Annotated in this window: 18 protein-coding genes; 11 read left to right on the plus strand and 7 right to left on the minus strand. The window is 70.7% G+C overall.

All coding sequences use genetic code 11. The annotated features are described in order from the left end of the window. Positions 1 to 451: 451 nt before the first annotated feature. Positions 452 to 3,646, plus strand: a complete 3,195-nt coding sequence (locus ACWD3C_RS45590; RefSeq protein ID WP_451154219.1) for a tetratricopeptide repeat protein — start codon at positions 452 to 454, stop codon at positions 3,644 to 3,646. Positions 3,647 to 3,826: 180 nt separating this feature from the next. Here the strand turns inward: ACWD3C_RS45590 and ACWD3C_RS45595 are convergent, their stop codons facing one another. Further along, entirely contained in the window at positions 3,827 to 4,093 is a 267-nt protein-coding gene (locus ACWD3C_RS45595) for a hypothetical protein (RefSeq protein ID WP_451154221.1), read from the minus strand. Next, the gene (gene mca / locus ACWD3C_RS45600; protein WP_451154251.1) at positions 4,086 to 4,946 is read right to left on the minus strand and encodes a mycothiol conjugate amidase Mca; all 861 of its coding nucleotides are present in this window, start codon (positions 4,944 to 4,946) and stop codon (positions 4,086 to 4,088) included. The genes ACWD3C_RS45595 and mca overlap by 8 nt, the downstream gene beginning before the upstream one ends. A 247-nt stretch (positions 4,947 to 5,193) precedes the next feature. Between mca and ACWD3C_RS45605 the strand changes: the two genes are divergently transcribed. Beyond that, positions 5,194 to 5,592: a DUF4307 domain-containing protein gene (locus ACWD3C_RS45605; RefSeq protein ID WP_451154223.1), complete on the plus strand. Its 399-nt coding sequence runs from the start codon at positions 5,194 to 5,196 to the stop codon at positions 5,590 to 5,592. 168 nt (positions 5,593 to 5,760) lie between these two features. After that, complete coding sequence (gene greA, locus ACWD3C_RS45610) at positions 5,761 to 6,261, plus strand: transcription elongation factor GreA (protein ID WP_451154225.1); 501 nt, start codon at positions 5,761 to 5,763, stop codon at positions 6,259 to 6,261. Positions 6,262 to 6,320: 59 nt separating this feature from the next. Here greA and ACWD3C_RS45615 read toward each other — a convergent pair whose 3' ends face one another. From ACWD3C_RS45615 to ilvA, 3 genes are all read right to left on the minus strand, one after another. Further along, on the minus strand, positions 6,321 to 7,166 hold the full coding sequence (locus tag ACWD3C_RS45615) for an ABC transporter permease (protein ID WP_451154227.1): 846 nt from the start codon (positions 7,164 to 7,166) through the stop codon (positions 6,321 to 6,323). Continuing rightward, positions 7,163 to 8,140, minus strand: a complete 978-nt coding sequence (locus ACWD3C_RS45620) for an ATP-binding cassette domain-containing protein (RefSeq protein WP_451154229.1) — start codon at positions 8,138 to 8,140, stop codon at positions 7,163 to 7,165. Before ACWD3C_RS45620 ends, ACWD3C_RS45615 begins: the two co-directional genes overlap by 4 nt. Before the next feature lie 160 nt (positions 8,141 to 8,300). Continuing rightward, positions 8,301 to 9,530 (minus strand): threonine ammonia-lyase, encoded by a 1,230-nt coding sequence (ilvA, locus tag ACWD3C_RS45625; RefSeq protein WP_451154231.1) that lies wholly within the window; start codon positions 9,528 to 9,530, stop codon positions 8,301 to 8,303. 163 nt (positions 9,531 to 9,693) lie between these two features. On the opposite strand from ilvA, the gene ACWD3C_RS45630 reads away from it, so the two are divergent. The 3 genes from ACWD3C_RS45630 (at position 9,694) to ACWD3C_RS45640 (ending at position 11,206) form a co-directional block, all read left to right on the plus strand. Then, positions 9,694 to 10,206 carry a MarR family winged helix-turn-helix transcriptional regulator gene (locus ACWD3C_RS45630; RefSeq protein WP_451154253.1) on the plus strand — a complete coding sequence of 171 codons (513 nt, stop codon included), beginning with the start codon at positions 9,694 to 9,696 and terminating at the stop codon, positions 10,204 to 10,206. A 228-nt stretch (positions 10,207 to 10,434) separates the two neighbouring features. Beyond that, positions 10,435 to 10,932 carry a sigma factor-like helix-turn-helix DNA-binding protein gene (locus ACWD3C_RS45635; RefSeq protein WP_451154233.1) on the plus strand — a complete coding sequence of 166 codons (498 nt, stop codon included), beginning with the start codon at positions 10,435 to 10,437 and terminating at the stop codon, positions 10,930 to 10,932. Positions 10,933 to 10,957: 25 nt separating this feature from the next. Next, positions 10,958 to 11,206: a hypothetical protein gene (locus ACWD3C_RS45640; protein WP_451154235.1), complete on the plus strand. Its 249-nt coding sequence runs from the start codon at positions 10,958 to 10,960 to the stop codon at positions 11,204 to 11,206. A gap of 55 nt (positions 11,207 to 11,261) precedes the next feature. On the opposite strand, the gene ACWD3C_RS45645 is transcribed toward ACWD3C_RS45640, so the two are convergent. Then, on the minus strand, positions 11,262 to 12,416 hold the full coding sequence (locus ACWD3C_RS45645) for a cystathionine gamma-synthase (RefSeq protein WP_451154237.1): 1,155 nt from the start codon (positions 12,414 to 12,416) through the stop codon (positions 11,262 to 11,264). Positions 12,417 to 13,200: 784 nt separating this feature from the next. On the opposite strand from ACWD3C_RS45645, the gene ACWD3C_RS45650 reads away from it, so the two are divergent. The 5 genes from ACWD3C_RS45650 to msrA (ACWD3C_RS45670) all read left to right on the plus strand — a co-directional run bounded on the left by ACWD3C_RS45650 (position 13,201) and on the right by msrA (ACWD3C_RS45670) (position 16,880). Continuing rightward, entirely contained in the window at positions 13,201 to 14,319 is a 1,119-nt protein-coding gene (locus ACWD3C_RS45650; RefSeq protein ID WP_451154239.1) for a hypothetical protein, read from the plus strand. A gap of 313 nt (positions 14,320 to 14,632) precedes the next feature. After that, a complete protein-coding gene (gene msrA, locus ACWD3C_RS45655; RefSeq protein ID WP_451154241.1) occupies positions 14,633 to 15,298 on the plus strand; it encodes a peptide-methionine (S)-S-oxide reductase MsrA in 666 nt (221 codons plus the stop codon). Between the two features lie 104 nt (positions 15,299 to 15,402). After that, a complete protein-coding gene (locus tag ACWD3C_RS45660) occupies positions 15,403 to 15,891 on the plus strand; it encodes a DUF3885 domain-containing protein (RefSeq protein ID WP_451154243.1) in 489 nt (162 codons plus the stop codon). Positions 15,892 to 15,931: 40 nt separating this feature from the next. After that, a complete protein-coding gene (locus tag ACWD3C_RS45665) occupies positions 15,932 to 16,138 on the plus strand; it encodes a hypothetical protein (protein ID WP_451154245.1) in 207 nt (68 codons plus the stop codon). A gap of 85 nt (positions 16,139 to 16,223) precedes the next feature. Then, positions 16,224 to 16,880 carry a peptide-methionine (S)-S-oxide reductase MsrA gene (gene msrA, locus ACWD3C_RS45670; protein WP_451154247.1) on the plus strand — a complete coding sequence of 219 codons (657 nt, stop codon included), beginning with the start codon at positions 16,224 to 16,226 and terminating at the stop codon, positions 16,878 to 16,880. Between the two features lie 13 nt (positions 16,881 to 16,893). Here msrA (ACWD3C_RS45670) and ACWD3C_RS45675 read toward each other — a convergent pair whose 3' ends face one another. Further along, complete coding sequence (locus ACWD3C_RS45675; protein WP_451154249.1) at positions 16,894 to 17,277, minus strand: VOC family protein; 384 nt, start codon at positions 17,275 to 17,277, stop codon at positions 16,894 to 16,896. Between the last annotated feature and the right edge of the window lie 122 nt (positions 17,278 to 17,399).

Raw genomic sequence — 17,399 nt, forward strand, 5'->3', positions numbered from 1 at the left:
CAAACGACCATGATCGCGGTGGCCGTTCCCATGCCCGCGCCACCCCTGACCTGCACAGACACGTCAACGATCAAGACTTACAGCTGCCGTGACAGTCTGAGCCAAGCTTCATCCCAATCACCCGCCAAAACCGCAGAGAGGGGGCCCTCCTTGAAAGCCGCCCAGAAGTTATCGACACAACTAGGAGCATAAGGTGTATTTGTATCGCCCAGTCCCACCCGACTCATGTTCAAGACATGACAGTTCCAGTGCGCAAGCTTTGCCCCATGCAAGCAAATATGAGGGAACTGTGATCGTGATGTGACTCTTGGTTCACGAGGGGCCCTGCCCGCGGCACCCCACCCACACAACCCCGGCGCACCCCGGCGCGTCAGGCCCCCTCGCCACCGCGCCCCATCCGCAGCACACTTGACGACCAGGGAAAGCCGTTGCTGGTGGAGGGGGACGTGCTATGCGGGACAGCCATCGGGGGGAGGCCGAGCGGCTGTTGATCCGGGCCGTGGAGGAGGAGGTACGGCGGTCGGGCGGGCGTACCGACGGAGGTGTGCTGCTGTCGCGGGCGCGGGGCGCGCTGGACGCGATGGCGCGGGCCGCGTCGGAGGAGTACGAGGCGTATACGCGTGCCCTGGACGAGGCAGAGGCCGGGCGGCCCACGTTCGGGCAGCGGTATGCGAGGGAGGGGGCCGGGACTCCGCTGCTGGTGGCGGGGGTCGCCGCGGTCGCCGCCGCAGTCGCGGACCTGGCGCTCGGTACCGACGCGGGTACGGCCCTCGGCGCCGGGGCGGTGGTCGGGGTCGTGGGTGCCGCCGCGACCGTGGTGAAGGTGACCGCGTCGCATCTGCCCGCCGCCCACCACCACGCGGGCGCGCTGGGGCAGCCCGGCGGCCCGGAGCAGCTGCGGTTGCAGTGGCTGTCGGCGCTGGAGGTGCGCGGTATCCGCCCGTTCCTCGACCAGCAGCGCGTGCTCAGCGCGAGCACCGGGACCGGCAAGAAGAAGGGAGGGCCGCAGCTCCGGCACACCGACAAGAGCGCGGCGGCCCGCAGGCGCAGTGTCCTGGCGCAGTCCTTCGGCCGGCTCCCCGAGCCGGACGATCCGTTCGCAGGCCGGCGGCAGGAGATGGCGCGGATCCGGCAGTGGGTGCAGGCGTCCCGTGCGAGCACCGAGACCCGGCCGACGGTGGTCGTGCTGCACGGAGCGCCCGGCTCCGGTCGTACGGCACTGGCGGTACGCGCGGCCCACGAGCTGAAGGACTACTTCCGTGGCGCCTGCGTGGTGGACCTGCGCGGCGACAGTGCGGAGGAGCCGCCGCTGTCCACCCGGGACGCGCTCATGCATCTGCTGAATCGTCTCGGCGCCCCGCGCGAGCAGCTCCTGTTCCGTGAGCGTTCCTCCCAGGACCAGCAGGTCAAGCGGCTGAGCGAGCTGTACCACCAGCATCTGACGGGGCTGCCCGTCACGATCGTTCTGGACGACGCCCCGGACGCCGACCAGGTCCGCGTCCTCGTCCCCGAACGCTCCGACAGCCTCGTCCTGATCACCGCCCGCAAACCCCTCGACCTGCCCGCCGACCTCCCCGCCCGGGTGCACCAGCTCCCCGTCGAGGCCCTGGACGAGGCGGGCGCGGAGGAACTGCTGGGCGCCGCCGCGCAGGACACGTCGGGGCCGTACGACGCCGACTCGGCCGAGCGGGTAAGGGAGTTGTGCGGTGGGCTGCCGCTGGCGCTGCGCGTCTCGGGCTCCTCCATCGGCCCGCGCACCCCGCGCCAACTGGCCACCGACCTGGGCGCGTACGGCCCGGTCGAGCCCGTCGAACGGGCGCTCTGGCTGCGCTACACCGACCAGTCGGAGCCCGCCCGCCGTCTCCTGCGCCGTCTCGCCCTCGCCGGGCGGGCCTCGCTCGGCGCCGCCGCGGCCGCGTCCCTGCTGGCGACCGATGAGCCGGAGGCGACCCGGCATCTGACCGCGCTCGCCCGCGCCGGGCTGATCAACCACGTACGGGGCAGCCGTTACCGCCTCCACGACCTCGTCCGTGCCTTCGCCCAGGCCCGCCTCCTCGACGAGGAGGAGCCCTCCGAGCGCACGGCCGCGCAGGAACGCCTGATCGTCAACTACGCCGAGCTCGCCGACTCGGTGCTCCGCCTGGTCGACGGCAAGATGTCGACGAGGTCGGACCGTTTCGGCCCGCACGGATTCACCTCGCTCGACGAGGCCCTGCGCTGGCTGGACGACGAGTCGAGCTTCATCACATCGACGCTGCGGCACACGGAGGGCGTGAACCAGGCGGCCGTACTGAGTCTGCTGGGCGCCCTGTGCGACTACTGCCTGCTCCGCGGCGACCTCTACCGCCTCGGCGAGATCAGCGAGCTGGCCCGCGCGGTCGACCAGGGCCTGCTTGTCCGCTCGGTCCAGTGGCGTACGGGTATCGCGGCCCGCCAGCTCGGCGAGCTCGACAAGGCCCGTACGACCCTGACCTCCGTGGTCGACCTCTATATGGAGGCCCACCACGACGCGGGCGCGGCCCGGGCCCTGTGCTCCCTGGGCATCACCCTCCACCACCAGGGCAACCTGACCGAGGCGGCGGCGAAGCTGCGGGAGGCCCTGGATCTCCAGGCGGCCCCGGAACTCTCCGTGGACCGCGCCTGGACGATGCACGCCCTGGCCGCGGTGGAACGCGACCGGGCCCACCTCTCCGAGGCCCTGAAGCTGCTCACCGAGGCCCTGGTCCTGCACCGCGAGGGCGAGTCCGTGCACGGCGAGGCCTGGGCGCACTTCCAGCTCGGCCAGCTGGGCCTGCGCATGGGCGACACGGAGCGCGCGGACGCGGAGCTGCGCACGGCGCTCGACCTGTACGGCCGCACCCGCGACGCCCGCGGCGAGGCCTGGGCCCTGACCCAGCTCGCCCGCACCCGTCTGGTCGCCGGTGACGCCTCGGCCGCCGTCGACGGCCTGCGCCAGGCGATCTCCCGCCACCGCGACAACGAGGACGCCCGCGGCGAGGCGTGGACGGTGTACTACCTGGGCCAGGCGCTGGAGGAAACGGGCAACCTGGATCAGGCGGTACGCGAGCTGGAGCGGTCGCGGACGATGTTCTCCCGTATGCGCGACGTCTACGGCCTGGCCTGCGCCCGCCACCACTCGGCCCGTGTGACGAGGGACCAGCGGGCGGTCCAGACGGGCTCACTGCGCAACTCCGGCTTCGCCCGCCAGCTCCTGGTGGACGCCCGCGCGGACTTCCAGCGCATCGGGGTCGTCCACGGCGAGGCGTGGACCTGCCTGGAGCTGGTGGTCGTGGACGCGGGCAACGGCCGTACGCAACAGGCGCTGTCGTTGTGCGACACGGCCATCGGCCTCTTCACGTCCTACGGCGACCGCCGCGGCGAGGACTGGGCCCGCTTCCTGCGCTGCACGCTGTTGCCGTACGCGGCCCCCGGCGGCGTCGAGATCGGCACGGCGGTCGCCCAGGAGGAGCTGAACCAGCTGGGCCGCGCCTCCCATCCGCTGCGGGACGAGAAGCTGGACGAGTACGTGGAGGCGTACCAGCTGCTTCTGGAGCGGGGCGTGGACCTGGACACGGGCTGGCGGGCCTGGACGCTGGGCATGGTCCCGAACCGGCATGCGCGGGAGGTCATGGGCGTGCCGGTGTGACGGTGTGACGGCACAGTGGTGATGTCCAGACGGTGATGGCCTTGGGTGATATCCCGGGCTGACGGCCCGGCGGTGGGATGGCCCGGGTGTGATGGCCCGGCGGTGGGATGACGCGGATGTGACAGCCCGGCGGTGACGGCTCCGCCGGGCCCCTTGCCGATCCCCCCACCGGGCCCGCGCTCAGCCCTGCTGCGGCTTGGGGGTGCCCGAGGTCTTCTGGGCCGCCCCCTTGCCGGAGGCACCCGTGCCGTCCTCGGGCTCCTCCACGAAGTCGACCTTGCCCATGTGCTTGCTCATCGACTTCATCAGACCCCAGACGGCCAGGGCCATCACCGCGAAGACGATGAAGCCCAGGACGCCGGGGGTCACCTTGTTCTTGTCCACCTCGGCGGCGAGGGGGACGAGGTGGGTCACTGCCAGGCTTGCGCTTGCGCTCATGTCAGGCATTGTCCCGGACGCCCGCGAAGAGGTCGTCCTCGGGGAGGGAGGTGTCCACGAGGGACTTCGCGAGCTCGTACTCCTCCGTGGGCCAGACCTCCTTCTGGAGCTCCATCGGCACCCGGAACCAGCCCCCGTCGGGGTCGATCTGCGTGGCGTGCGCGATCAGCGCCTTGTCGCGGATCTCGAAGAAGTCGGCGCAGGGGATGTGGGTGGTCAGGGTGCGCTCGGTCTTCTCGAACTCCTTCCACCGCTTGAGCCACTCCCCGTACGGCGACTCCAGGCCCCGCTCCAGCAGCGCGTGGTGCAGCGCCTCGGTGCGCTGCCGGTTGAAGCCCTGGTTGTAGTAGAGCTTGCTCGGCTGGTACGCCGGGCCGTACTCCGACTCCGGGTACTTCTCGGCGTCCGCCGCCCCCTCGAACGCCACCATCGAGATCTTGTGGGTCATGATGTGGTCCGGGTGCGGATAGCCACCGTTCTCGTCGTAGGTGGTGATCACCTGCGGACGGAACGAGCGGATCTGCTTCACCAGCTCGCCGGCCGCCTTGTCGACGTCCTCCAGGGCGAAGCAGCCCTCGGGGAGCGGCGGCAGCGGGTCGCCCTCGGGCAGGCCGGAGTCGACGAAGCCGAGCCACTCCTGCTTGATGCCGAGGATCTCGCGCGCCTCGTCCATCTCTTTCTTGCGTACTTCGTGGATGTGCTCCTCGATGTACTTGTCGCCCTGGAGCTTGGGATTGAGGATGGAGCCGCGCTCCCCGCCCGTGCAGGTCACGACCAGCACGTCCACCCCCTCGGACACGTACTTCGCCATGGTCGCCGCGCCCTTGCTCGACTCGTCGTCGGGGTGCGCGTGCACGGCCATCAGTCGCAGCTCGTCAGTCAAGACTCATTCCCTCGGTAAGTCGGCGCCCGGCCTGAACAATCGGTGACTCGGCCCGGTGTGAACCGGGGAGTCAAGACTGCCGTCCCTTAGGGACGTCCATGAGGGGCGGCGGTCGGGTGGCGGGCGGGAGGCTTCTATAGTGACCGAATCGGGGGGCGATAAATTCCGGGGCCCGGCCATGGAAGCCCCGACCGGGACCTTTCCCGCCCCTGGCGAGAGGACGATCATGAGTACGGCGAGCACGCGGCTGCCCGAGGGCCGGTACGGCCGCTCCCCGGACGAGCGTGCCGACCGCGGGCTCAGGATCGTCGGCGCCGTTCTCGGCGTGGCCCTGCTCGCCCTCGTCGGCTGGTTCGGGTACTACTACGTCGCCGGCAACAAGATCAGCGCCGAGGTGATTTCCTTCAAGGCCCAGGAGGACTCCGTCACGGTCCATCTGGAGGTCCACAAGGACGCCGACGCGAGCGGCTACTGCACTCTGCGCTCCCAGTCCGAGGACGGCGCCGAGGTGGGCCGGGCGGACTTCCGCTTCGACGGCAGCGCCACGCGCATCGACGAGGTCGTCACGCTCCGTACGACCGCCAAGGGCACCACGGCCGAGCTCCTCGGCTGCCACGCCGACTGAGATCACCCCCGATACGTAAGCGCTGACCTGCGTTGACGTAATTCTGGTGGCTTATGTCCTCCCCCTTCGGCCACTGAATTGTTAGGCTCGTGGTTTCGCCCACTCGTGAAGGAACATTCTTCTGGGTAGGGCGATGCTTTGTATTCCCAGTACCTACGAGGAGCACCTGTGACCCAGACCAGCGAGAACGTCACCTGGCTGACCCAGGAGGCGTACAACAAGCTCAAGGATGAGCTTGAGCACCTTACTGGTCCTGCGCGCACGGAGATTGCCGCCAAGATCGCGGCCGCGCGCGAGGAGGGAGACCTGCGCGAGAACGGCGGGTACCACGCGGCCAAGGAGGAGCAGGGCAAGCAGGAGCTCCGTGTGCGCCAGCTGACCCAGCTCCTGGAGAACGCCAAGGTCGGCGAGGCGCCGGCCTCGGCGGACGGTGCGGTGGCGCCCGGCATGGTCGTGACGATCGCGTTCGACGGTGACGAGGACGACACGCTGACGTTCCTGCTCGCCTCCCGCGAGTACGCGAGCGCCGACGTCGAGACGTACTCGCCGCAGTCCCCGCTGGGCTCCGGCGTGATCGGCCACAAGGTCGGCGAGAACGCCGAGTACGAGTTGCCGAACGGCAAGCTGGCCTCCGTGAAGATCCTCAAGGCCGAGCCGTACCAGAGCTGACGCCTGCGCAGCAGGGCCTTCGGCGAGCCCCCGGCGCCCCCTGGGCGCCGGGGGTTTCGTCATGCCGTGGCCGAGCGGTACTTCCGCACCGCCAGCGTCCGGAATATGACGATGAGCAGGATCGAGTAGATCAGTGAGGCCCACACCGGGTGCTGCATCGGCCAGGCGTCCGACTGTCGGACTCCCGGGTTGCCGAAGAGCTCACGGCAGGCCTGCACAGTGGCGCTGAACGGGTTCCAGTCGGCGACGTGGCGCAGCCAGGGCGTCATCCGGCCCGGGTCCACGAACGCGTTCGAGATGAACGTGACGGGGAAGAGCCAGATCAGCCCGCCGGACGTGGCCGCCTCGGGGGTGCGCACGGAGAGGCCGATCAGCGCGCCGACCCAGGTGAACGCGTACCCGAGCAGGAGCAGCAGTCCGAAGGCCCCGAGCACCTCGCCGAAGCTGGTGTGCGTGTCCCAGCCGACCAGCAGGGCGACTATCGCGAGCACGAGCAGTGTGAGTGCCGTCTGCACCAGGTCGGCGAGGGTCCGTCCGGTGAGCACCGCGCCGCGTGCCATGGGCAGGGAGCGGAAGCGGTCGATGAGCCCCTTGTGCATGTCGTCGGCGATGCCCGCACCGGCGCCCGCGGTGGCGAAGGTGACGGTCTGCGCGAAGATGCCGGCCATCAGGAACTCGCGGTAGGTGCCCGGGTCGGTGCTGCCGCCGATGTTCATGGAGCCGCCGAAGACGTAGCTGAACAGCACCACGAACATGATCGGCTGGATGAGGCCGAAGATGACCATCTCGGGGATCCGGGACATGCGGATCAGATTGCGCTTCGCGATGACCAGCGAGTCCCGGACGGACTGAATGACGGGGTTGGCAGGCGCCATGACCGGCACGGCGTCGGTGACGGCACTCATGCGAGGGTCTCCTTGTCCTTCTCTTCGTCCTTCGCCTCGGCGACGTGTCCCGTCAGGGAGAGGAAGACGTCGTCCAGGGTGGGCCGGCGCAGCCCGATGTCGTCGATCTCGATGCCGCGGGCGTCCAGCTCGCGGATGACCTCGGCGAGGAGCTTGGCGCCGCCGGTCACGGGCACGGTGAGCTTGCGCATGTGCTCCTCGACCGTGGTGTCGCCCTTGCCGAAGCCCGTGAGCACCTCGGACGCCGTCTGTATGTGCTCGCGCTCGTGCACGACGACCTCGACGCGCTCGCCGCCGGTGCGGGCCTTGAGCTGGTCGGAAGTGCCGCGGGCGATGACGTGGCCGTGGTCGACCACGGCGATGTCGTGGGCGAGGTGGTCGGCCTCTTCGAGGTACTGGGTGGTGAGCAGCAGCGTCGTACCGCCGGAGACAAGCTGCTTGATGACGTCCCACAGCTGCTGGCGGTTGCGCGGGTCGAGGCCGGTGGTCGGCTCGTCCATGAACATCACCGGCGGTGAGACCACCAGCGCGGCCGCCAGGTCGAGGCGGCGGCGCATACCGCCGGAGTAGGTCTTCGCGGGCCGGTCGGCGGCGTCCGCGAGGTTGAACTGCTCCAGCAGCTCGCCCGCGCGCGCCTTCGCGGCCTTGGCCCGCATCTGGTAGAGCTGGCCGACCATCTGCAGGTTCTCGCGGCCCGTCAGATATTCGTCGACCGCGGCGAACTGGCCGGACAGGCCGACCGAGCGGCGTACGGCGTCGGGGTTCTTGAGGACGTCGATGCCCGCGACGACGGCCTTGCCGCTGTCGGGCCGGAGCAGGGTCGTCAGACAGCGGACGGTCGTCGTCTTGCCCGCGCCGTTCGGCCCGAGCAGGCCCAGCACCGTCCCCTCCGGGACATCGAGGTCGACGCCGTCCAGAGCCTTTACGTCACCGAAGGTCTTGACCAGGCCTTCGGCGTAGATGGCGCCTGGCATATAAGTTCTCCACGTTGTTGGGGTTCCTTCAGAAAGCCTAGGTTTGTGCGTTTCGCCCGCCCGAGAGCGGCGGCACGAGACACACCATAACGCGATGTATCGCGTCTCTCAATGTATTTCTCCGGCCGGGCCACGATCGAGTGATGCCGGGGCCCTGACCTCAGTCGATGACCGTGTAGCCCGCCTCGCGCAGCGCCAGGCCGACCTCGGCGCAGTGTGCCGGGCCCTTCGTCTCCAGGTGCAGCTCGACCTCCGCCTCCGTGAGCCCGAGCCGTGGGTCGGTCCGTACGTGGCTCACATCGAGGACGTTAGCGTCGACCACTGACAACGCCCCGAGCAGAGTGGCGAGAGCGCCGGGCCGGTCGGTCAGGCGGAGGCGAACGGCCAGGTAGCGGCCCCCGGCGGCCATGCCGTGCCGAAGGACGCGCTGCAGCAGCACCGGGTCGACGTTGCCGCCGGACAACACCGCCACGACCGGGCCCTCGAAGGCGCCCGGGTCCCGCAGCAGCGCGGCGACGGGGCTGGCCCCGGCCGGCTCCACGACCAGCTTGGCCCGCTCCAGGCACAGCAGCAGGGCGCTGGAGAGGTTGTCCTCCGAGACCGTACGGACCTCGTCGACCAGTTCGCCGATGATCCGGAACGGCACGTCACCCGGCCGCCCGACCTTGATGCCGTCGGCCATCGTCGCCGGGTTCTCGATGGGCACGGGTGTCCCGGCCGCCAGCGAGGGCGGGTACGCGGCCGCGCCCTCGGCCTGGACGCCGATGATCCGCACGTCCGGGCGGAGCGTCTTCACCGACACCGCGATCCCGGCCGCCAGCCCGCCCCCGCCGATACCGACGACGATCGTGCGCACCTCGGGGCACTGCTCCAGGATCTCCAGGCCGACCGTGCCCTGGCCCGCGATGATGTCGGGGTGGTCGAAGGGGTGGATGAACACCGCGCCCGTCTCGGCCGCGTACTCCTGGGCGGCGGCCAGCGTCTCGTCGACCACCGTGCCGTGCAGGCGCACTTCGGCGCCGTAGTCCCGGGTCGCGCTGATCTTCGGCAGGGGGGCGCCCTTCGGCATGAAGACCGTGGAGCGCACGCCCAGCAGCGCGGAGGCCAGGGCGACGCCCTGCGCGTGGTTGCCCGCGCTCGCCGCTACGACCCCCGCGGCGCGCTCCTCGGGCAGCAGCCCCGCGATGCGCACATACGCGCCGCGCAGCTTGAACGAGCCCGTGCGCTGGAGGTTCTCGCACTTCAGGTGCACCGGGGCCCCGACCAGCTGCGTCAGATGCCTGCTGCCCTCCATGGCGGTGACCCGCGCGACGCCCATGAGCATCTTCTGCGCGCCGCGCACATCGTCCAGCGTCACCCGCGGCAGGGAGTCAGCTGTGCTGTAGCTCATGACCACCAGTCTCGCAGTTCACAGCGCGCGACAGCGGGTGTGACCAAGGGGCGGGACCGGTTTGCTCAGCCCCGGTACGGCCTGCCTTTTCGCCGCGTACTCTGTCCCCCAACCCAGCACCCACGCATGAAGTGAGCCCCCGGCCATGCCCACAACACCTGAAATGTCGATGGACATGTCGACCGTCGGTGACACCGGTCTTCTCGACGCGATGCAGCACGAGGTCGCGGTGTTCGCGCGCCGTGCCGAACAGACCCGGCTCGGCGGGGTCGGACATGTGCGCAACTCCATGGACCGCGCCGCGTACCTGCTGCTCAACCGCCTGGACAAGGAAGGCCCGATGGGGGTCAAGGCGCTCGCCGCGAGCATGGGGATCGACTCCTCGACGGTCACCCGGCAGGTGGCCCCGCTCGTCGACACCGGGCTCGTCAAGCGCACCTCGCACCCGGAGGACGGCCGCGCGGTGGTGCTCCAGCTGTCCCCGCGCGGGCTCTCCCGGCTGGAGGAAGTCCGGTCGTCGAGGCGTCAGTTGATGGCCGAGCTGACCGATGACTGGGCGCCGGAGGAGCGCGAGGCGTTCTGCACACTCCTGACGCGCTTCAACAGCGCGCTGTCGGCCCGCATGTCCCCCCAGGGGGTTCCGGTGGCGGAGTCGGAACCGGCTTCGGCGTCGTAACCGGGTCTCCGGGCGGGTCTCCAAGGCACACCCCTGGGCGGTCTCCACGCGCGCGTGTACGCGCCGGACTGAACGGTCCCCCACGCGCGCGTACACGCCGAACTCTTGACCGGAAGGGCACGCCTGGCCTCATATGAGACCGGGTCCTCGTCGCAGGCGGTCGGCGCATCCCGTTTCCGTACGCGGCCGGGTCCCCTTTCGCTCAGGGTGCTCTCAGGGGGAGGCGCGGTGCGAGAACGGCAGGTGTCCCAAGGCGCCCGCCGGGCCCGGGAGTTCGAAGCGTTCGTCGCGGGCGCGGCAGGGCGGCTGCTGCATGCCGCCACACTGCTCACCGCGGAACCGCCGGACGACAACCCGCGCGCGCGGCGCCTGTTGACGCTGGCCCTCGCCCACACGTACGCCTCCTGGGACCGGCTGCGCGGCGAGGACCCGTACGACCGGGCCCGCCAGCAACTGACCGTGCGCTTCGCGCGCGGGGCATGGCACCAGTACGGCGGCCTCGGCAGGTTCCGCCCCTCCCCCGACAGCGTCCTGGCTCGGCTCACGCCCCAGGAGCGGCTGATCATCGTCCTCAGGCTGTACGAGGGTGTCGGCGAGGAGCAGACTGCGGCGCTCCTCGGGCTGCCCCTCGAACGCGTACGGGCGATCTGCGACCGGGCGACGGCGACGCTGCTGCATCCGCCGCGGGGCCCGGCACCGGCCGTGGTGAAGGTGGCGCCGTCATGAAGCGCCCGGCCGACGGGAGACGTGCGTGAACAGGTCCCAGCGGGAGGCCGCCGCACGGCGGATCATGGAGGGGGCGGCGCCCACGGTGCCGCCGGATCTGTACGCCGACGTCGTGCGCCGCGGCGGCCGTATGCTGCGCCGCCGGACCGCGGCCCGCCGACTGCTGTGGCTGGTGCTGCTCGCCGCGGTGGTCGCGTTCGTCGTGTGGGCGTCGATGGCCCGCCCCTGGGTGGAGCCGCCGTCCGAGACGACTCCACCGCTCACGGGCTGGTGATCGGCCCCGGGATCGGTGATCAGCCTGGGGCCGGAGGGCAGCCCAGGGTCGGTGATCAGCCCAGCGCCTGCTGGAGGTCTTCGAGGAGGTCGTCGACGTTCTCGATGCCCACGGAGAGGCGTACGAGATCAGCCGGGACCTCAAGTGCCGAACCGGCCGCGGACGCGTGCGTCATGCGCCCCGGGTGCTCGATCAGCGACTCCACACCGCCCAGGGACTCGCCGAGCGTGAACACCTTGGCGCGGTTGCAGACCTCGACGGCCGCCTCCTCGCCGCCCTCGACCTGGAAGGAGACCATCCCGCCGAACGCCCGCATCTGCTTGGCGGCGACCTCGTGGCCGGGGTGCTCCGGCAGGCCCGGGTACAGGACACGCGTCACGCGCGCGTGCCGGGTGAGCATCTCGGCGACCTTGGTGGCGTTGTCGCTGTGCCGGTCCATGCGTACGGCGAGCGTCTTTGCGCCGCGCAGCACCAGCCAGGAGTCGAAGGGGCCGGCGACCGCGCCCATCGCGTTCTGGTGGTACGCCAGCTCCTCGCCCAGCTCCGGGTCGCTCACGACGAGCGCGCCGCCCACGACATCGGAGTGGCCGCCCATGTACTTGGTCAGCGAGTGCACGACGACGTCCGCGCCGAGTGCGAGCGGCTGCTGGAGGTACGGGGTGGCGAACGTGTTGTCGACGACCAGCTTGGCGCCGGCTTCGCGGGCGATCTGGGCGACGGCGGCGATGTCGGTGATGCCGAGGAGCGGGTTGGAGGGGGTCTCCACCCAGACGGCCTTGGTCTTCGGGGTGATGGCCGCCCGTACCGCCGCCGGATCGCTGGTGTCGGCGACCGACCACTCGACGCCCCAGCGCGAGACGACCTTGGCGAAGAGGCGGAACGTACCGCCGTACGCGTCATTGGGGATCACCACGTGGTCGCCGGGCCCGAGCAGCGTACGCAACAGGCAGTCCTCGGCCGCCAGTCCCGACGCGAACGCGAGGCCCCTGCGTCCGCCCTCCAGAGCGGCGAGGTTCTCCTCCAGCGCGGTCCTGGTCGGGTTCGCGCTGCGGCTGTACTCGTAGCCGCCGCGCAGTCCGCCCACGCCGTCCTGCTTGTAGGTCGAGACCTGGTAGATCGGCGGGACCACCGCGCCGGTCAGGGGGTCGGCGGTGTTGCCCGCGTGGATCGCGAGCGTCTCGAAGTGCTGACTGATGTGCCTGTCGCTCATGGGCCCCGAGCGTAGTCCGCGCACGGGCTTCGCGGTGACGGGCGGAGCCATGTGGCCTCGGGGGGTGGCTGGGTGCGCGCCGCGATCGGGGGTCCTCCTTGGCGTCGTGGGACGGTCGTGGGACGTATGTCCCGCCGGCGTGGGACGACCGGTCGTGGGGCGTACGTCCCGCCGTCGTGGGGTACACGTCCCACCGTCGTGGGGTGCACGTCGGTCTTCTTCGCCCCCTCCGCCCCTACCCGTCCCATCCCCAGGGGCTGCCGCCCCTTCGACCCCCAACCCCGCCAAGGGGGCTGCGCCCCCTTGAACCCCCCTGGGCTCCGCCAGGGCTGCGCTCTGGAAACCCCTCGGGGCTCCGCCCCGGGCCCCGTTTCGGAGGGCGGCGCTCGGATCTCGTTTCGGAGGGGGCGGCCCGGACTCGTTTCGGGGGCGACGTCCCGGTCCCGTTTCGGGGGCCCGGATCCCGTTTCGGAGGGGAGCTGACCCCGGACCCCGTTTCGGAGAGAGGGCTGACCCAGCCCCCGTTTCGGAAGGGGGGCCGACCCGCGGACCCCGTCTCGGAAGGGGGCCGACCCGCGGACCCCGTTTCGGAGAGGACGGACCCCAGACCCCGTTTCGGCGGCCAGCCCCCGGACCCCGCTCCTCGAACGGCCCCCGGACCCGCTCCTCGAACGCCGGAAGAGCGACACCGGAAGGGCCGGCACCCGACGAACCCCCAGTAGTTGCCCGTTGCGCTCCCCGACCAGGTTGGCCAATTGTCGGACCCGTCTGGTTCGCTTGAGGCATGGAGATTCTCTGGGTTCTGATCGCGCTGGTCATGATGAGCTTCGTGATCGGGCCGATCGTGATGCGCAGGCGTGCCGGAATCCAGCAGGTGGCGCCCGGAGACCCGGACGCCGCCGACCCGGCGAGCTACGGCTTCGTACGGCAGGAGGAGCTGGACATCCGCATGCCCGGCCCCGACCAGGACCTGGTGGACGTCCTGGACCTGGTGCAGCGTACGCAGGACTACCGCGCGGCGCGGCAGTTGCTCGCGGGCACGGAGGCCGAGGATGAGCGTCGCTGGCAGCGGGTGCAGGCGTTCGCGGGTGCCGCGGCTCTGGAGCTGCAGCAGCGGCCCGGCGGGGTGGGCGAGTCGCCCGGCGGGCAGTGGCTGCGGGTGTGGCGGTCCGAGGCGCCCAAGGACGCGGGCGGTGCGGCCGTGCACGCGGAGTTCCTGGTGCAGCAGGCGTGGCGGACGTCGACACCGGGCACGGACGAGTTCCGGATCATCATGGAGGAGGCGAGGGCGGCGTGCGGCGAGGCCGCGCTGCTGGCCCCCGGTGACCCCGTCCCGTACATCGTCGAGCTGTCGGTGGCACGCGGACTCGCCTACCCCCAGCCGGAGTTCGAGAAGCTCTGGCTGAAGATCCTCGACCGCGCGCCCACGCACATGGGGGCACACCTGGCCGCGCTGCACTACTGGTGCGAGAAGTGGCACGGCTCGCGGGAGCTGGCGTACGCCTTCGCGGAGGCGGCCGCGGCCCGCGCCCCGCAGGGCTCTCTGCTCGCCGCGATGCCCCTCTTCGCGGTCTTCGAGCACCTGCCCGAGGTGAACCTGGTCCGGGGTTTCTACGAGAGCGAGGTCGTCACCAAGGCGGTCCACGGCGCCCTCTTCGCCGTCCACGCGGCCCGCCCCGACGACCCGATGCTGGCGCACGTCCGCCACCTCCTGGTCTTCTTCCTGGTCCGCAGCGAGCGCTGGGCGGAAGCCATGAGCCAGCTCGTCCATGTCGACGGCCATGCGGGCGCCCTCCCCTGGACCCTCACCCCCGATCCGGCCGCGGACTACGCGATATACCGGGCCCTGGCGGTGGCGGGCTACGAGGCCAACGGAGGCAACCCGGCGACGCTGCCGCACTGAGTGGCAGCGCTGAGCGCTCCGCAGGGAGCACGGTGATGAACCCGACGGGCCGGTGGGGGCTGGTCGCGCCCACGCGGCGGAGCCGCAGATCGATACAGCCCCGCGCCCCTTACAGGGCGCGGTATGGCACCGGACTTCACCAAGGACGCCTGGTTTCCGGCCCGGCCCCCGGGCCGGAAACGACGGAATACGGGCGGCATCGTGGACGTTGTCCGTGCTGCCGCCCGCACAAACCGAGCCTCACATGCCGAGCCGCACGCACCGAGCCGCACGCACCGAGCCGCACGCACCGAGAAGTCGACAGGGAGACCCCATGCTCTTCGGCCGCACACCTGTCCTGCCCACCCCCGAGCAGGCTCTGCAGGGTCGCCCGGAGGCGGCCTTCGCGGTGCCCGAGCGGCACACGGTGCTCGGTAATCCGCTTCTCGGCCCCTACCCGGAGGGGCTGGAGGTCGCCGACTTCGCGCTGGGGTGCTTCTGGGGTGCCGAGCGCAAGTTCTGGCAGCTTCCGACGGGCGTCCACACGACCCTGGTCGGCTACCAGGGCGGCTACACGGAGAACCCGACGTACGAGGAGGTCTGCTCGGGTCTGACCGGCCACACCGAGGCGGTCCGTGTGGTCTACGACCCGGCGAAGGTCTCCTACGAGCGCCTCCTCCAGCTCTTCTGGGAGTCCCACGACCCCACCCAGGGCTTCCGCCAGGGCAACGACGTCGGAACCCAGTACCGCTCCGCGATCTACACCCACACCCCGGCCCAGGCCAAGGCCGCGGAAGCCTCCCGCGACACCTACCAGAAGGTCCTCACCGCCTCCGGCCACGGCACCATCACCACCGAGATCCTCCCGGCGGAGGGCCGTACGTTCTTCCCCGCCGAGGGGTACCACCAGCAGTACCTCGACAAGAACCCGGCGGGGTACTGCGGCCTGGGCGGAACGGGCGTGTCCTGCCCGATCGGGGTCGCAAAGGCCGACGGGTGAATGCTGGGGCGACCCCGGCGCTGTTGGCGGGGCTGTGGCGAGAACGGCGGCCTTCAGGGCCGCCCCTCGCTCACACGTTCCGCGGCGCGTATGCGGACCGCTGGGTGCGCTTCCACAGTCTCCCCGAGTCGAAGCGCTACCCGGGTTCCGAGGACGAGTACGCGATCGTGTTGCACCGGTACAACACGATCCTGGACAAGCTGTTCGGGGGCGGGGACGTGTTCGTCGTGACCATGGACTGGTCGGACACACCGACCGGGCCCGCCGCCTGTCCGGAACCACGACAAACGCTGCACCCCGACAGCATCCACTGGTGGACCGAGCGGGACCAGGACGATCCTGATCCCGCGTTCCACAACCACACACGCCTCTACGCCGACCGGCGCCCATGGAGGCGCGGCTGCGTCGATGAACTGCTGCGCGCCGTCGCGGACGACACACTCGCCGAGGTCTTCCTCACCGACACGGAACTTCGCCGCATCCACCATCCCTACGACGGCGGCGCAGACGTCATCCTCGCCACTCCCACGGAGCGAGATCGCCTTCTCAGCGAGCACACCGGCTGGCTCTCCAGCCACCCAGCCGGCCTCTGACCGAGCAGCAGGAGCTGCTGACCGGCCACGATCCGGTTAGTTGAGCCACGACCGTCCTCTCGTGCGGGAGCAGTGCTGCAAGCTCCTGGACACCCTGCTCGTGGCGGACGCGCTGGACGATCTGGTCGCCATGCTCGACGACCCGGATGCCGGGCGGGGTGCGTGTGGCAGCGCTGCACGCCGAGTGACGAGCTGCCGCTGCTCGCCGACCGGCCCCTGGTCTGCGGAGAACCGGCCGCGTATGTAGTCGGCCGGTCGGTGGGTCGCGCCCGGCGATCGGCGCCCGGAGAATGACGGGGTCGGAGGCGTCGTACGAGAAACGAGGGGCCGTCATGCTGTTCGGACGAGGCCGGGAGTCGCGTATGCCCACGCCGGAGGAGGCGCCGCCGGGGCGGGCGGGGCTCGCGTACGAGGTGCCGGAGCGGCATCGGGTGCTCGGGACGGCGTTGCTGGGGCCGTATCCCGAGGGGTTCGGGGTCGGGGACTTCGCGCTGGGGTGCTTCTGGGGTGGTGAGCGGAGGTTCTGGCAGCTTCCGGCGGGCATCCACACGACCTTGACAGGGTTTCAGGGCGGCTACACGCCCCACCCGATCGACGACGAGGTGCGTACGGGGCTGACCGGACACGCCGAGACCGTGCGGGTGGTGTTCGATCCCGCGAAGGTGTCGTACGAGCGGCTGCTCCAGGTCTTCTGGGAGGGGCACGACCCCACGCAGGGCTTCCGGCAGGGCAACGACGTGGGCACCCATGTGCGTTCGATCCTCTTCACCCACTCCCCCGCCCAGCAGAAGGCGGCGGAGGAGACCCGCGACCGGTACCAACAGGCCCTGTCCGCCGCCGGACACGGGGCGATCACGACCGAGATCCTGTCGGCCGACCAGCACCCGTTCTATCCGGCGCGGGAGCACCACCAGCAGTACCTGGACCGGAATCCGGCGGGGTACTGCGGGCTCGGCGGGACGGGCGTGGCCCTCCCCGGGGCAGGTTGAGCCGACTGGTACGTCAGCCGCCGCTTCCGTACGGACGCGTGAGGATCTCCAGGTTGTGGCCGTTCGGGTCGTCGAAGTAGGCGCCCCGGCCGCCGTCGTTCGTGTTGATCTCCATGGCCCGGCGGTGGTACGGGTCCGCCCAGTAGGTGAGGCCGGCGCTCCTGATGCGGGCGAAGATCTTGTCGAAGTCGTCCTCGGGGACGAGGAAGGCGTAGTGCTGGGGCGCGATGGATTCTGAGGTGTCCATGTAGTCGAGGGTCACGCCGTTGGGGATCTCCACCGGGATGAACGGGCCGTAGGGCGGGCCCACTTCGAGGCCCAGGATGTCGGCGAGGAACTGGGCCGAGGCCTTCTTGTCATGGGCGGCGACGATCGTGTGGTTCAGCTCGACGGACATCGGAGAACCTCCTCGAACGGCAGCGGGTACGCGCGATTCCGTACGGCATCGGGTATGGGATCCCATACGGCATTACGGACACTTCCCACGCTAGGCAGCCGGGGGGGGGCGCCGCGCGCGGC

The sequence above is a fragment of the Streptomyces sp. NPDC002845 genome, from assembly GCF_053591955.1.